The organism is Formosa sp. Hel1_33_131 (genome assembly GCF_001735745.1).
GTDB lineage: Bacteria > Bacteroidota > Bacteroidia > Flavobacteriales > Flavobacteriaceae > Hel1-33-131.
Genome location: NZ_CP017260.1, coordinates 2,235,306 through 2,250,076, shown reverse-complemented (window position 1 = coordinate 2,250,076; position 14,771 = coordinate 2,235,306). Strand labels below are relative to the sequence as shown.

Sequence of the window (14,771 nt, the reverse complement as noted above, 5' to 3'; positions counted from 1 at the left end):
TATTATTGTTATTATTGTTATTAAAGATTATTAATTAGTAAATTGTATGATTCTTATTTCATCTCCTGCATAGCAAACAGCAGCAGGTTCTAACTCTACCATTGTATTGTTATTGACTACCGTAAACCCTATACGAACGCCATTGCGGTAAATATTAATTTTTTTATCGTCTGTTATTGGTGAAGGGGTTGCAAACTGATTTTGTCCATCATTTGCCGCAATGGTTAATGTGACTTCTTCTTGAAAAACATTGCCTAAAGGCGTCCTAGAAATGACTCCAGAATTTGTGTCTATCAATACTATGTTTTTATCAATAGTCGACGTTGTTTCTTGCAATCCGTCAATGGAAAGTGTATTGGTGGCATCTGTCGTCAATTTGGTTGGCTCTACAAGTGCGCCTCCAAATTTGATAGTCGTATTTGCGCCGATATTGATTCCGTTAGTCGCCGAAATAGCCCCTAAAGAACTGATATCCGTCCAAGTATTACCATCATAAACTTGAATACAATCACAAGCTTGATTCCAAACTTGTTCACCAGTATTGGGCGTGGGAAATTGAAGGTCTCGATTGTTATTGTCTAAGGCTACTACAAGTGCAAATTCGTTTTCAGGATCAAAATCCATTTGTGCAGGACGCCATTGATTACCGTCTCAAACCATTAATGAAGAATTTCCAAGACCGTCCGCATCTAGTATCCAAATAATATCCCCAACATCATTATCAGCCATTGGAACATTGGTCATGTCGTTTACAATATCAATTGTGGAGCCTGTACCACTTTGAGGCAAATACAATATTTTTTGAATATCCAGAAAAACATAGCCTTGGTTTTGACTGTGAATATCAATTTCAATATTCAAATATTTTAGAGTTCCATTCCACACAATGGCATCAAAAGTTGAGAATAAAGGGGTTCCACTACCAACTATTAAAGAGACCATCCCATTTTCATCTGTGGTAATCGATTGTTCTTCAATATACAAATCTTGAAATGTTTCATCTGATATCGTAAAACGAAATGAAACATCTTCGAGACCTAAAGCGACTTGGTTTTCCTCAACATCCGCACCAGGAATTTGAATGACTTCAGAATTGAGAATTAATGCTTGGTAATTAATTCCTGCAGACTGAGCGAATAACCCTTTACTCATAAAAATGAATATCGAAACTATTACTATTTGTTTTAGAATTTTCATCATTAGTCTTTAATTATTGTTTTTTATAAAGTTTGCTAAACATCTAGAGTTTATTTAATTTAAAACGGAATCCCATCAAAATAGACGTTGCATTTAATCGGTAGGATTCGTCGCCATCAATGCTATTTGTAAGTCCATTTTTAGAATCATAGCTCATATATAATGAACTCGAATTACTTAACGTGATTTCGACAGCAACCCCGTAATGGTAATTCATCACTAGTTTACTAAAGTTTTTCCCCTCCAATAAATCATCATATACATCGCTATACTGATTCGATCCGAAAATTAAATGATCTAGAGAACTGTGTGCATGAAGCTGTAATTTAACTCTTGAATGATTGATCAATGAAAAATAAGGCCCTGTTTTCAAAGACACATAGTTGAGATTATACTCCGTTGGAATGGAAGTATTTAAACTGGTATTGATTTTATATTTATTGAAATTCAAGCCCAAATCCCATTTTAAACGATTGTTGTCTGTGACATTCAAAATCGCACCGACGCCAATTCCAAATTCAACGGGCCTCGAATACTTATTATCAAGCGTGTTAACACCATCATCGCTTTTAAAATCGTCAAACGAAGCACTTGAAAGAGACGTTTCTACATAAATATCTTGCGCATAACTCACGGAGACACCTACTAAAAATACAACATATTTAAAAACAGTCAAATTCATATAACTCGTTTAATTGATTCCTTTAATTAACTTTTTAAGATACTCCTGACTTCCACTTGAAACTCGGATCATATAACTGGCGTCTTCTAAACGTTCTGTTGGTACTGTAATCATATCTGAGGGCTGAAATTCTTGATCTAAAACCAAACGCCCTCTCACATCAAACACTTCTATAAATATTGGATGTACGGGCAGTTTTGAAAATTTAACTTTCACAAACGCTTTGAATGGGTTTGGAAAAATAGATAACAGATTGAACGTTTTAACAAATTCAGAATTTGTATTGTCGACCTTTAATGTATTTATACGATTTAGAAATCCTTGCTGAACAGAACTTAGAGAGGTGTTTGATAATCCAACCGTTCCATGTTGACCAATACTTTGCCGGACACTGGTGGTTCTTGTTATGCCTGATGCATCTGAATGTTCATACGAAACAGTACTTGAACCTGCATGGGTTAGTACCGATTTTATCAACTTAGGAGATTGACTTATCAATCCCTGAGAAAATACATTCGTTACTGAAAACATCACAAAAGCAACAGCAATATAACGGATGCCACAAGTCATTGTAATTTTGTTAATTGATTTCATTGATTTCATTGAGTACAAATATATTACACTACACTTCATTTTAACAGTGCCATGTAACGAACGGCGTATCTACGTAATAAGCGGGCGTTTTCTTGTAATAATCGGAAAAAGCAACTAAAATCGATTGTTTATTTTATTTAAAATAACAATAAACACTCACTACGTAACGGTTGGTTTTCAAAAACTTTCAGTAAGCAGTAAATCAACTGATTTTTGATAAAATTTTGTTAGGATATTAGATATGCTGTAAAAAAATCATAATTTTACAAAAAAACTCATATTATGAAGCTAAAAGCAGGCGTCTTAGGGGCTGGTCATCTCGGAAAAATACATCTTAAACTCCTTCAGCAATCTGAAAAATATGAACTTGTAGGGTTTTATGACCCAGATGCATCCAATGGACAAAAAGTTGAAAGTGAATTTGGATACAAGTTTTTCAACTCCTTAGAAGCACTTATAAGTGCTGTGGATGTGGTTGACATTGTAACCCCCACACTTTCTCATTATACGTGCGCCATCAAAGCCATCACTAAAGGAAAGCATCTTTTTATTGAAAAGCCGATTACAAATACGATCGAAGAAGCCGAACACATTCGTTTGTTGGTTTCTGAAAACAACCTTAGAGGACAAGTTGGACACGTAGAACGTTTTAACCCCGCATTTAAAGCCGTTAAAAACGACATCCAATCGCCTATGTTTATTGAAACACATCGTTTGGCTGAATTCAATCCGCGTGGAACCGATGTTCCTGTGGTTTTGGATTTAATGATTCATGATATTGACATTATATTAAGTGTCGTCAAATCACCAGTAAAAAACATTACTGCGAGTGGCGTCTCTGTAATCAGCGAAACACCCGATATTGCCAATGCACGGATTGAGTTTGAAAATGGCTGTGTTGCTAACCTGACAGCGAGTCGTATTTCTATGAAGAATATGCGAAAAAGTCGCTTTTTCCAAAAGGATGCTTATATCAGTGTTGACTTTTTAGAGAAACAAGTGGAGGTCGTAAAAATGAAAGATGCTCCAGAAACCCCAGGAGATTTTGATATGGTATTACAAAATGCCGAAGGCGTTAAAAAACAAATCTATTTTGAAAACCCCGAAATTACGCCAAATAACGCTATTTTAGATGAACTAGAAAGTTTTGCTGACGCGATAAACAACAACACTACACCTGTTGTGACACTCAGAGATGGCGTAGATGCCTTGAGAGTCGCGTATCAAATTATAGATTGTTTTTAAATATATACTTATGAAGAACATTGCAGTTATTGGAGCCGGAACCATGGGTAATGGTATTGCTCACACGTTTGCGCAAGCAGGCTTTAAAGTTCAATTAATCGATGTGAATGAAACAGCGCTGACAAGCGCGATGGCGACGATTTCTAAAAACTTAGACCGTCTAATCGCTAAAGAAAAAATAGCAGCATCCGACAAAGTTAAAACATTGGCTAATATTTCAACCTTCACCACAATTGCTGAAGGGGTACAAAACACAAGTCTGGTCATTGAAGCAGCTACAGAGAATGTGGACTTAAAACTTCAAATCTTTAAACAACTAGATAAAACTTGCTCAGAAGACACTATCCTAGCCACCAATACGTCCTCTATTTCTATTACACAAATTGCCGCGAAAATCTCAAATCCAGAGCGTGTGATTGGAATGCATTTTATGAACCCTGTACCTCTTATGAAGTTAGTGGAGATTATTGCAGGCTATAGTACATCTAAAACAGTCATCGATTTCATCGTAAATCTGACTGAAAAAATTCGTAAAACTCCCGTCATTGTAAATGATTACCCCGGATTTGTGGCCAACCGTATTTTAATGCCCATGCTTAATGAAGCCATCGAAACCTTGTTTTCAGGAGTTGCAGGAGTTAAAGAAATTGATACGGTGATGAAACTTGGAATGGGCCATCCTATGGGACCTCTGGAATTAGCCGATTTTATTGGACTCGACGTTTGTTTATCTATTTTAGAAGTGATGTATGACGGCTTTAAAAACCCGAAATACGCTCCAAACCCACTCTTAGTCAACATGGTGCGTGCCGGGAAATATGGAGTTAAAACTGGCGAAGGTTTTTACGATTATTCAACAGAACGCAAAGCAGTCATCGTTGCTGCTCAATTTTCTTAAAAATTCATCGCAAATATATCCTAAATTCATCCCCATAAAAAATGGCAAAAATCAATCCCTTTAAAGGAGTTCGTCCTTCAAAAACGAACGTTCAGAATTTTAGCTCAAAATCCTTTAAAACGTACTCTAAAAACGAATTAGAAGAAGAATTAAAAAAACATCCCACTTCTTTTTTGAGTATTATTAATATAAAGAAAAACCCCAGTTTAGAAATCGAAAAACCTAAACGCTATGAATTGGTGAAAGAAAAGTTTGAAGCATTTAAAGCTTCAAATATTCTCATCACAGACACTGCTCCATCCTATTATATTTATGAAACAACACAAGCAAACGGACACTTGTTTTGTGGGGTCATTGCCACTGCCCACGTAGAAGATTATGACACTCACGTCATCAAAAAACATGAAGCAACTATATCGAAACGCGAAAATACGTTTAAAAATTATTTAGAAACGGTTCGTTTCAATGCTGCACCCGTGCTACTCACCTATCCGGACGATTTGACGTTGGAAACAGGCATTCAAAATGCCAAAAAAAAGGCATCTGAGTTTAACTCTTGGGCAACTGAAAATGAAACCCATAAACTTTGGTGTGTCGATGATCCAGAAGATGTTATTTTTATTCAAAAAGCGTTTCAAAACATCCCCTCGCTTTACATCGCTGATGGACACCACCGTTCCGCATCATCGGCACTTTTGGCTCGCGAACTAAAATTAGAGGAACACCCTACAACTGAGGCTTCTTACAATCATTTTTTAAGCTATTTAATTCCGGAAAGCCAACTCAAAATATACGATTATAACAGAGTGATTAAAGACTTGAACGGATTAAGCACCGATGCTTTTTTAGAAAAAATCAGTGTTGATTTTAAGCTCGAAAATAAAGGCTCAAAACCTTATAAAAGTTCGAAACGACACGATATTTCCATGTATTTAGAGGGAACATTTTATTCCTTATCTTTACGTACAACAAAGCAAAACAATCAGTCCGCTATCGATCAACTCGACACCCACATTTTACAAACGCATCTGTTGGAACCTATTTTAGGAATTACCAACGTTCGTACCAATTTACGTATTGGGTATGTTTATGATTCTGACAGTATGGAGCAGATCAAAACAACAGTGGATCGTGGAGATCATGCTGTAGGGTTTGGGCTGTTTCCTATTGAAGCCAAAGAATTAATGGCCATCGCAGATTCGGATGCTGTGATGCCTCCAAAAAGCACCTACATTTATCCAAAATTAAGAAGTGGAATCACTATATACGAGTTTTAATTATGTCTATAAAAACCAATTTATCTGAAATTCAATCTCAACTTCCGAGTCATGTAAGCTTGGTGGCGGTGTCTAAAACAAAACCCGTGGAAGATTTGATGGAAGCCTACGAATCTGGGCAACGCATTTTTGGAGAAAATAAAATTCAAGAAATGGCGGATAAACACCAACAAATGCCTAAAGATATTCAGTGGCACATGATTGGGAATGTACAGCGCAATAAAGTCAAATACATGGCTGAATTTGTTGATTTGATTCACGGGGTGGACTCCGAGAAATTACTCAATGAAATTAATAAGCAAGCGGAAAAACACCAGCGTACCATCAACTGTCTGTTACAACTGAAAATTGCTCAAGAAGACACCAAATTTGGAATGACCGCGGAAGCAGCCCATACTTTATTGGAGTCCGATCATTTTAAAAGTTTAAAAAATATAGCGATTGTGGGCGTGATGGGAATGGCTAGTTTTACGGAGAACAGCGCTCAAATTAAAGAAGAATTTACAACGCTTAAAAGTACTTTTGAGAGCTTAAAAAAAATAAGCCCAGAACTTGAAATAATTTCGATGGGAATGAGTGGCGACTATCCTTTAGCTATTGACTGCGGAAGTACCATGGTTCGCGTTGGAAGTCGTATCTTTGGAGCGAGAAATTATGCCATTTAAAACAGCACTATCTACGTAGTCTTAGACATAGAAACCACCGGAGGAAAATTTAATGAAGAAGGCATTACGGAAATTGCCATCTATAAATTTGACGGTCATAAAATTGTAGATCAATTTATCAGCCTTGTGAACCCCGAACGCGACATCCAACCGTTTGTGGTGAATCTGACGGGAATCAACAGTAAAATGCTGCGCTCTGCTCCCAAGTTTTACGAAGTTGCCAAACGGATTGTAGAAATTACTAAGGATTGTATTTTGGTCGCTCACAATGCCCAGTTTGATTATCGAATTTTAAAGACGGAGTTTAGACGTCTTGGTTTTGATTTTGAACGCGAAAATTTATGTACGGTTGAGCTTTCTAAACAACTAATTCCTGACCTTCCCTCCTACAGCTTGGGAAAACTCGTGCGGTCTTTAGGCATTCCCGTGAGCGATCGGCACCGTGCTGCGGGCGATGCAACAGCAACCGTCAAACTGTTTAAGATGCTACTGGACAAGGATGTTGAGAAAACTATTATCAAAGCCGCCATTCGTCTGGATCCAAAACATCAGATGGAACCGAAATTAACCGATATCATTTCTAAATTACCATCCGTTACTGGCGTGTATTATGTGCATCAAGCCGATGGTGAGATTGTATATATTGGCAAAAGTAAAAATATTAAAAGTAGAATCAATCAGCATTTTACAGGCCAGACACCGAAATCAAAAAAAATTCAGCTCGCAGTCGCCACAGTTACTTATGATGAAACGGGCAGTGAATTGGTTGCCTTGCTCAAAGAAAGTGAAGAAATAAAACGCAACAAGCCCAAATTCAATCGGGCACTTCGACGTACCATTTTTACCCATGGATTGTTTAGTTTTAGAGATGCTGAGGGCTATATCAATTTAAAAGTAGAGAAAATAAAAGGGAATCAAAAACCCATCACCACCTTCTCAAATCATGACAGTGGAAAAAGTTTTATGACTAAAATTGTAGAACAAAATCAATTGTGTCAAAAACTTTGTGGGCTCTATAAAACTGCCAATTCCTGTTTTGGATACGATATTAAAAGTTGTGCTGGCGCCTGTATTTCAGAAGAGCCCGCCGAGGCTTACAATAAAAGAGTGTTAAACCTTATTGAATCCCATACCTTTAAGGATCAAAACATGATTCTCATCGATGATGGTCGTGAAGTGGATGAACGCAGTGCAATCCTGATTGAAAACGGTGTTTTTAGAGGATATGCCTACTATAATTTAAACTTTCAAATTCATACGACCGCGGTGTTAAAATCGATTTTAACTCCGATGGAACACAATAAAGATGCGCAGCATATCATTCAAAGTTTTATGCGCCGTCACAAAAGATTAAAAATAATTAAACTTCAAGACTAAACTTTTTTAGTATTTTTGAAATATGTCTAAATCAAATCAATCAAAAAGTTGGAGAGAAAAGGTTCATGAAATTATTTATGAAGCGGACACTCCAGCAGGTAAATTATTTGATGTTCTTCTTTTAATTGTCATTCTCATTAGCATCTTGCTAGTGATGCTCGAAAGTGTCGAAAGTATTGAGGCTGAATATTCAGCAATTCTGAACACTTCAGAATGGGTCATTACGATTTTATTTAGTTTGGAATACATCGTTCGTATCATCATTGTTAAAAAACCGAGAGCCTATATTTTTAGTTTTTATGGCATCATCGACTTACTCTCAACCATTCCTAAATATCTTTCTCTATTTTTTGTAGGCACGCACTCTTTGATCGCTTTAAGAGCCTTGCGATTGATGCGAGTATTTAGAATTTTAAAGCTTACCCGTTTCATTGGTGAAACTGCTAATTTCGGAAAAGCCCTGAAGCGAAGTCGGGTAAAAATAGCGGTGTTTCTTTCGTTTGTCATCGTGCTATGTGTCATTTTAGGCACCGTGATGTACTTGGTAGAAAGCGAACAAGACAGTGGTTTCTCAAGCATTCCGCGCAGCGTCTATTGGGCGGTTGTCACACTGACCACAGTTGGTTATGGAGACATTGCTCCTATTACCGCTTTGGGGCAGTTTATCGCCTCTTTAATCATGATTTTAGGATATGGAATTATAGCAATTCCTACGGGGATCGTGACCTCAGAAATGACCAAAACAGAAGAAAAACTGATTCCACACAATACACAGGCTTGTTCAAACTGTAACGAAACCTACCACCAAGACGATGCCGAATACTGCCACAAATGTGGTTATAAAATTCATGATGAATAAGTATCTTATTTCGATTGTAGGCCCTACAGGCATCGGCAAAACAGCCCTTAGTTTGAAGCTGGCTTCGCAGTTCAATACAGACATTATTTCGGCAGATTCACGTCAGTTTTACAAAGAAATTCCCATTGGAACAGCAGCACCGACTCCTGACGAATTAGCGGTTGCACCCCATCATTTTATCCATCACAAATCGATTGAAGAGTCATATAGTGTGGGTGCTTTTGAAAAAGAGGCCCTTGAAAAACTTGAATTACTACATGCATCCAACGCTGTTGTGGTGATGGTTGGCGGCTCTGGATTGTATGTCAATGCCGTGCTTAAAGGCTTTGACGAATTCCCTGATATTACACCGGAAATTAGAGCAGAACTCAACTCGGAATTGGAATCAAAAGGGTTGGAGGTTCTTCAAGAGGAATTAAAGCGACTGGACCCTAAAAGCTACGGAACCATTGCACTCCAAAATCCGCATCGGGTCATTCGAGCGCTTGAAATTTGTAGAGGCACAGGAAAGCCTTATGCGTCTTTTTTAAACAAAAATAAAGGACAAAGAAATTTTAAAACGATTTTAATTGGTTTAAAAGCAGAACGCCCCTTGATTTATGAACGGATTAACAATCGGGTCGATCAAATGATCGAAAACGGTTTGTTGGAAGAAGCCAAAACAGTGTTTGAACACAGAGACTTAAACGCACTCAATACTGTGGGGTATAAAGAATTGTTTCATTATTTTGACGGACAGTGGACGCTTGATTTTGCGATTTCAGAAATTAAGAAAAACACGAGACGATTTGCCAAACGTCAGATGACATGGTTCCAAAAGTACCCCGAAACGCAGTGGTTTGAATACGATACCGAGTTGCAAGATATTATAGATTACTTAGATAAAGAGCTAAAAAAAGAGATCTAAAAAGTTATTGATTTGCAATGCTTTTAGATTCTGAAATAAATTCAGAATGACAGCTTTACTTACTTTTAAGATCCCCTCTTTAAACTGTTATTTATTGACCACCAATCGAAAACCTTCCCCGTGAATATTGAGGATTTCTACTTTCGGATCGAGCTTCAAATACTTTCTTAATTTGGCAATGTAAACGTCCATACTTCGCGATGTGAAATAATTATCATCTCTCCATATTTTTGTCAACGCAATTTCGCGAGGCATCAAATCGTCTTCGTGTAAAATTAACAAGCGAAGCAATTCATTTTCTTTGGGTGATAACTTAGCTGGTTTTTCACCTTTATGGCTTAAGAATCTCAACTTAGAGTTCAGACTGAATTCGCCAATAGTAAATTCAAATTGTTTGCTATCTGCGAGCGTATCCACGGTTTTTCGTTGGATGATCGCTTTGATTTTCATCAAAAGAACTTCACTGTCAAAAGGCTTGTTCAGGTAATCATCTGCACCCACTTTATAACCTTTTAAAACATCTTCTTTCAGCGCTTTGGCGGTGAGGAAAATGATTGGAATTTCTGTGTTTTTTTCACGTATTTCTTTGGCGAGGGTAAACCCATCTTTATAGGGCATCATCACATCTAAAATACATAAATGGTAATCTGTTTTTTTGAATTTCTCAAAGCCTTCCATTCCATTTTTGGCATGAACAACTTCATAACCATTGAGAGTCAGATATTCTTTTAGGACGGTTCCGAAATTTGGATCGTCTTCGACTAGTAATATTTTTTTTAAACTTTCTTCCATGATATTATGCGATTAATGGTAATTTTATAGTGAAGGTACTTCCTCTGCCTTTTTCACTTTCGACAGAAACGGTTCCTTGATGATTTTCTACAATTCGTTTGACATTTGCTAAGCCCAATCCATGGCCTTTAACGTTGTGCACATTGCCCGTATATTCTCTATAGAACTCTTCAAATATACGTTTTTGTACGGCTTTATTCATTCCCATCCCCTGATCTTTGACACTCAACAAAATGTTGTTCCCTACATTTTCAGTGAAGACATCAATTTTAGGTGCCTCTGGGGAGTATTTTATGGCATTGTCTAATATGTTTACGATCACATTCGTAAAGTAGGTTTCATTCGCCAATATAGACGATTTAGCAGCCTTGAAATGTGTTTTGATATAGCCTTTCCGATCTTCTACAATGAGCTCCACATGCGTTACGGCATCTTCTATTAAATCGTGTAATTTTAGACGGTCTTTGCTAATATTGAGTTGCTTTTTCTGAAGCTGAGAAATTCGTAATACATTTTCAACCTGCGCATTCATACGCTTATTTTCTTCCTTAATCATTCGAAGGTAGCGTTTCACCTTTTCTTGATCGTTAATGATTTGTGGGTTTCTAATGGCATCCAACGCTAGATTGATGGTAGCGATGGGTGTTTTAAATTCGTGCGTCATATTGTTAATGAAATCAGATTTCATTTGCGAAATTTTACGCTGTTTGATCAGTTGGTACAAAGCACTGGTATAAGCAATAATGATAATCAAGGTAAATAATACCGATAACAATGTGACCCCAATAATTGAAGAAATAATGAATTTTTTACGTTCAGGAAAATTGATGTAAAGTTTAAAATCACTCTCGTCATTATCATCTAAAAAAATAGGGGCGCCAATGGTAGGAGCCAAAGATTGGTCAAAATTTTTAGATTGAATTTTAGTGCCAAGGTCATTGTGAAAAATTGCAAATTCAAAACCAATACCGATGTTGTCTTCTCTTAACTTTTTGACTAATAATTTTTGAATTCCATAAGGCGAAACACGTTGATGGATTGGAGTGTTTTTGATTTCTGATTTGTATTGCGATTCAAAAGTAGCTTTTTGTAATTTGTCCATATTCAGAACTTTCTCAAAAGACTCCTCTGTGGTCGAGATGAGATCCCCTCCAAAAACATTATTTTCATAAATTTTGGTGGTCGTTTTTCCTCTAAAACTACTCAAACCTAAACTGTCGACATTGAGATCAATAAGTGAGGGCACTTTAAAGTTCTCTTCGAGAATTCCGGTATTGTAGATAATAATTTGATTGGTGTTGTTGTCCTGCTTGTAAACGGTGATATTACGAATGGCAGTAGTGTCCGGCTCTTTTCCTTCAGAAATAATTTTATTGAGTGCCTTGACATATTTTTTATACTCAATGTCTGCCACTTGGTTGGTGGTATAAGTCAAAGCCTTTTTTACGTTGAACGTAAATTGTTCTTCTTTTGTTTCAAGCGAATTATTGATATAATAGGCTTGGACAAAAATAATTCCGATAAGTGATAAACTCATCAGAATGACCAATAAAGTGAACAATTTTTTATTCATCAGCCAAAATTAAGGTTTTAAATTATGTTAAAATTTCTTTTAACCTCAAGTTAACACGAATGTTAAATTTTTAGGAATTCTCAATCAATTTTAGAATTTCATTGTGAATTTCTTGCACTTTCCGCTGTGTTTCTAAAATTGTGTTATTAAAAATCACAAAATGTGATTGATTTATTTTTTCATCCTCCGATAATTGGTTTTTAATCACCAATTCGACATCCGATTTTGTTTTTTGATCTCTATCCATCACCCGTTGGATGCGTGTTTCCACAGGAGCTGTGACCGTCAGAATAAAATCAAAAAGATGTTGAGATCCCGTTTCAAAAAGGATGGCGACTTCTTTGATTACATAAGGAGTGTTTTGTTTGGCATGCCAGGCTTCAAAATGAGCCGCTACTTTTGGGTGAACGATGGCGTTTATTTTTTCTAACAACGCTTTATCCGCAAATACTTTAGAAGCAATAAAAGAACGGTTCAACTGTTCGTTTTGATAACAGTTAACCCCGAGTAATTGTATCAATTCTCGTTTTAGGATTTCAGAGCTTTGCATCAAGGCTTTCGCTTCGTCGTCTGCATTGTAAACAGGAACACCCAAAGCTTTAAACATTTGAGCCACGGTGGTTTTCCCACTGCCAATACCGCCGGTAAGTCCTACAATTTTAGTCATTTTTTGGCGTGATTACATATTCAAATTCAGTGCCTTTTAATGCAGCCGTTTTCACTGTTGTAGGTTGCTTGACCAACACAGGATTTAGATAACTATTTTCGGCCGTTAAGGTATTAAAATCACATTCAACAGAAAAATCTCTGGCATCAATGCTGTTATAAGCTTTGAGAGACGCATAGAATATGACGGTTATTTCTTTGGGGAAAAAATTAAGTGTAAGATTGTCCGGTACATTCACAATGGTGACGGGTACATTGACGCTGCCTTCTGTAAATTTCTCAACCTCTCCTCTTACTGAAACGGTTTGCTCAGAATAGCTGAGCTGATCTGAAGTGGTGGGAATATCCAAAGCTACTACCCTATCAATATTGGCGTTGACATCTGTTAAATCTAGGGGTTTTGTTTTAATGGATGAAATTGTTTTTACGAGAGATTCAGGTCCCATAAGGGTAATTGAATCGGGAACCGCACGAAAGGGGTTGACCAAATCAAATCCGACTGCAAAACTTGCGTTTACCAAAACTTCTACGGGAATTTTTTTAATAAACTGTCGGTCGTAGGGAAATAAAAGGGTGTCGGGGTTGATCGATTTTACCGTGATTTTTGAATCAAAATGATTGATGATTTTTTCAAGCTGGCTGCGTTCTGTCCAGAAATAATGGGCTTTGTTTTTGTTTAATTCCGAGAAATCAACGTCAATAGTTGGAGTTTCTATATAGTATTTTAGGAGCGCAAATCCTTTGCCTGAAATGGTGACGTTGATTGTTTTAGCATCCTTTGAAACCAGTACTTCGTTCGATTTTAGCTGTGTGGGCTGCAGCTCAAATTGAAGTGTTTGGGTATAGGTGTTTGACAATTTTGAGAGTAATGAAATCAAAAACGACAAAAATAGAAACAACACAAATACGTTCAAACGTTTGCCTTGCACTAAATTGGATTTTATATGTTTAATTTTTTTGATCATTGGGCTCTGAAAAATAAATTAGGAAACAGGAGGGTTTCATCTTTTCTCGAAAGCCCCAACTTTAGGGTGGCTTTGAGAAATCCAAACCCATAGCCAAAAAACTGAATGGCAATGGCGGGCAGTACTAAAAAGGCGACTATGATGTTGTTAGTGGCACGAAAAGCGCCGATCATAGCTGCTAAAAAATAGAGTGCATACATGATCAGAAACCCATAAAAACCAATGAGAGCAAATAGGCTGCTTACCACAAAACCGAGAGTGAACAATGTTGGAAACCAATAGGTCAACCGTTTGGATTGGGGGTGCCATTTATTGAGAATGGGGCGGGCTTGCCCAAATTTATTGACTTGTGTGTAAAAACTTTCTAGGGATATGCGGCGTTTATGAAACACAAACGCTTCGGGGATGAGATGAAGGTGGTAGCCCATTTCTTTGAGTCGGATGGACAAATCAGGGTCTTCTCCAGGGTGTATGCGTCCAAAACCGCCTGTGGCTTGAAAGGCTTCTTTAGAAATTCCCATATTAAAACTTCGGGGTTCGTAATTGTCAACGGGGATTTTACCGCCACGAATACCTCCGGTAGTCATATAAGAAGTCATCGAGAAATTAATGGCTTTTTGGAGGTCTGTAAAAGTGTCTTTGGCAGCATCTGGCCCTCCAAATCCATCTACATACTGGGTGTTTAATTTAGAAATAACGGCTTCTAGATATGGTGGTGGGAGAATGCAATCCGAATCTAAAATAATAAAATAACGGCCTTTAGCGCGTTCCATACCGTAGTTTCTGGAATGTCCAGGCCCTGTGTTTTCTTTGGCGTAATAGCTGATTTTAAGACGGTCTTGAAAATGATCGACAATGAGTTTAGAGTCTAAAGTAGAGCCGTCTTCAATGATGACAATTTCAAACGTCTTGGGCGATTCTAAGGCACAAAAACTTTCAAGAAGTTCTCTAATTTCTTCAGGTCGGTTAAAAACAGGAATGATAAATGAAAAATCACTTGCAATCATAGACACAAAGTTACACAAAGTGTTTGAATTGAAGTGAGTTGTTGTTGTATAAAAAAGAGAGGGGCTA

General features: G+C 37.2%; 16 protein-coding genes. 7 read left to right on the top strand and 9 right to left on the bottom strand.

Features of this window, described 5'->3' with window-relative positions; genetic code table 11:
• Positions 1–30: 30 nt before the first annotated feature.
• The 4 genes from FORMB_RS10405 to FORMB_RS10390 form a co-directional block, all read right to left on the bottom strand.
• Positions 31–624: a hypothetical protein gene (locus tag FORMB_RS10405; protein ID WP_069677392.1), complete on the bottom strand. Its 594-nt coding sequence runs from the start codon at positions 622–624 to the stop codon at positions 31–33.
• Between the two features lie 27 nt (positions 625–651).
• Positions 652–1,152: a hypothetical protein gene (locus FORMB_RS10400; protein WP_157498144.1), complete on the bottom strand. Its 501-nt coding sequence runs from the start codon at positions 1,150–1,152 to the stop codon at positions 652–654.
• 88 nt (positions 1,153–1,240) lie between these two features.
• Positions 1,241–1,879, bottom strand: a complete 639-nt coding sequence (locus FORMB_RS10395) for a hypothetical protein (protein WP_069677390.1) — start codon at positions 1,877–1,879, stop codon at positions 1,241–1,243.
• A gap of 9 nt (positions 1,880–1,888) precedes the next feature.
• Positions 1,889–2,473 carry a T9SS type A sorting domain-containing protein gene (locus FORMB_RS10390; protein ID WP_197493468.1) on the bottom strand — a complete coding sequence of 195 codons (585 nt, stop codon included), beginning with the start codon at positions 2,471–2,473 and terminating at the stop codon, positions 1,889–1,891.
• 282 nt (positions 2,474–2,755) lie between these two features.
• Here FORMB_RS10390 and FORMB_RS10385 point away from each other — a divergent pair, with 282 nt between their 5' ends.
• Genes FORMB_RS10385 through miaA form a run of 7 tightly spaced genes read left to right on the top strand, consistent with a single transcriptional unit; the run spans position 2,756 to position 9,701 of the window.
• Complete coding sequence (locus FORMB_RS10385; protein WP_069677388.1) at positions 2,756–3,718, top strand: Gfo/Idh/MocA family protein; 963 nt, start codon at positions 2,756–2,758, stop codon at positions 3,716–3,718.
• 10 nt (positions 3,719–3,728) lie between these two features.
• On the top strand, positions 3,729–4,616 hold the full coding sequence (locus FORMB_RS10380; RefSeq protein WP_069677387.1) for a 3-hydroxyacyl-CoA dehydrogenase family protein: 888 nt from the start codon (positions 3,729–3,731) through the stop codon (positions 4,614–4,616).
• 41 nt (positions 4,617–4,657) lie between these two features.
• Complete coding sequence (locus FORMB_RS10375) at positions 4,658–5,893, top strand: DUF1015 domain-containing protein (protein ID WP_069677386.1); 1,236 nt, start codon at positions 4,658–4,660, stop codon at positions 5,891–5,893.
• Positions 5,894–5,895: 2 nt separating this feature from the next.
• Positions 5,896–6,558 carry a YggS family pyridoxal phosphate-dependent enzyme gene (locus FORMB_RS10370; RefSeq protein ID WP_069677385.1) on the top strand — a complete coding sequence of 221 codons (663 nt, stop codon included), beginning with the start codon at positions 5,896–5,898 and terminating at the stop codon, positions 6,556–6,558.
• A 9-nt stretch (positions 6,559–6,567) separates the two neighbouring features.
• The gene (locus FORMB_RS10365; RefSeq protein ID WP_069677384.1) at positions 6,568–7,935 is read left to right on the top strand and encodes an exonuclease domain-containing protein; all 1,368 of its coding nucleotides are present in this window, start codon (positions 6,568–6,570) and stop codon (positions 7,933–7,935) included.
• 22 nt (positions 7,936–7,957) lie between these two features.
• Entirely contained in the window at positions 7,958–8,794 is an 837-nt protein-coding gene (locus FORMB_RS10360) for an ion transporter (RefSeq protein ID WP_069677383.1), read from the top strand.
• Entirely contained in the window at positions 8,784–9,701 is a 918-nt protein-coding gene (gene miaA, locus FORMB_RS10355; RefSeq protein ID WP_231925537.1) for a tRNA (adenosine(37)-N6)-dimethylallyltransferase MiaA, read from the top strand. The genes FORMB_RS10360 and miaA overlap by 11 nt, the downstream gene beginning before the upstream one ends.
• Before the next feature lie 87 nt (positions 9,702–9,788).
• Here the strand turns inward: miaA and FORMB_RS10350 are convergent, their stop codons facing one another.
• The 5 genes from FORMB_RS10350 to FORMB_RS10330 all read right to left on the bottom strand — a co-directional run bounded on the left by FORMB_RS10350 (position 9,789) and on the right by FORMB_RS10330 (position 14,704).
• Positions 9,789–10,493, bottom strand: a complete 705-nt coding sequence (locus tag FORMB_RS10350; RefSeq protein ID WP_069677381.1) for a response regulator transcription factor — start codon at positions 10,491–10,493, stop codon at positions 9,789–9,791.
• A gap of 4 nt (positions 10,494–10,497) precedes the next feature.
• Complete coding sequence (locus tag FORMB_RS10345) at positions 10,498–12,066, bottom strand: sensor histidine kinase (RefSeq protein WP_069677380.1); 1,569 nt, start codon at positions 12,064–12,066, stop codon at positions 10,498–10,500.
• 70 nt (positions 12,067–12,136) lie between these two features.
• Positions 12,137–12,733, bottom strand: a complete 597-nt coding sequence (coaE, locus tag FORMB_RS10340) for a dephospho-CoA kinase (protein WP_069677379.1) — start codon at positions 12,731–12,733, stop codon at positions 12,137–12,139.
• Complete coding sequence (locus FORMB_RS10335) at positions 12,726–13,697, bottom strand: CdaR family protein (protein ID WP_069677378.1); 972 nt, start codon at positions 13,695–13,697, stop codon at positions 12,726–12,728. Before FORMB_RS10335 ends, coaE begins: the two co-directional genes overlap by 8 nt.
• Positions 13,694–14,704, bottom strand: coding sequence for a glycosyltransferase (locus FORMB_RS10330; protein WP_069677377.1), 1,011 nt, complete (start codon positions 14,702–14,704; stop codon positions 13,694–13,696). The genes FORMB_RS10335 and FORMB_RS10330 overlap by 4 nt, the downstream gene beginning before the upstream one ends.
• Positions 14,705–14,771 lie beyond the last annotated feature (67 nt).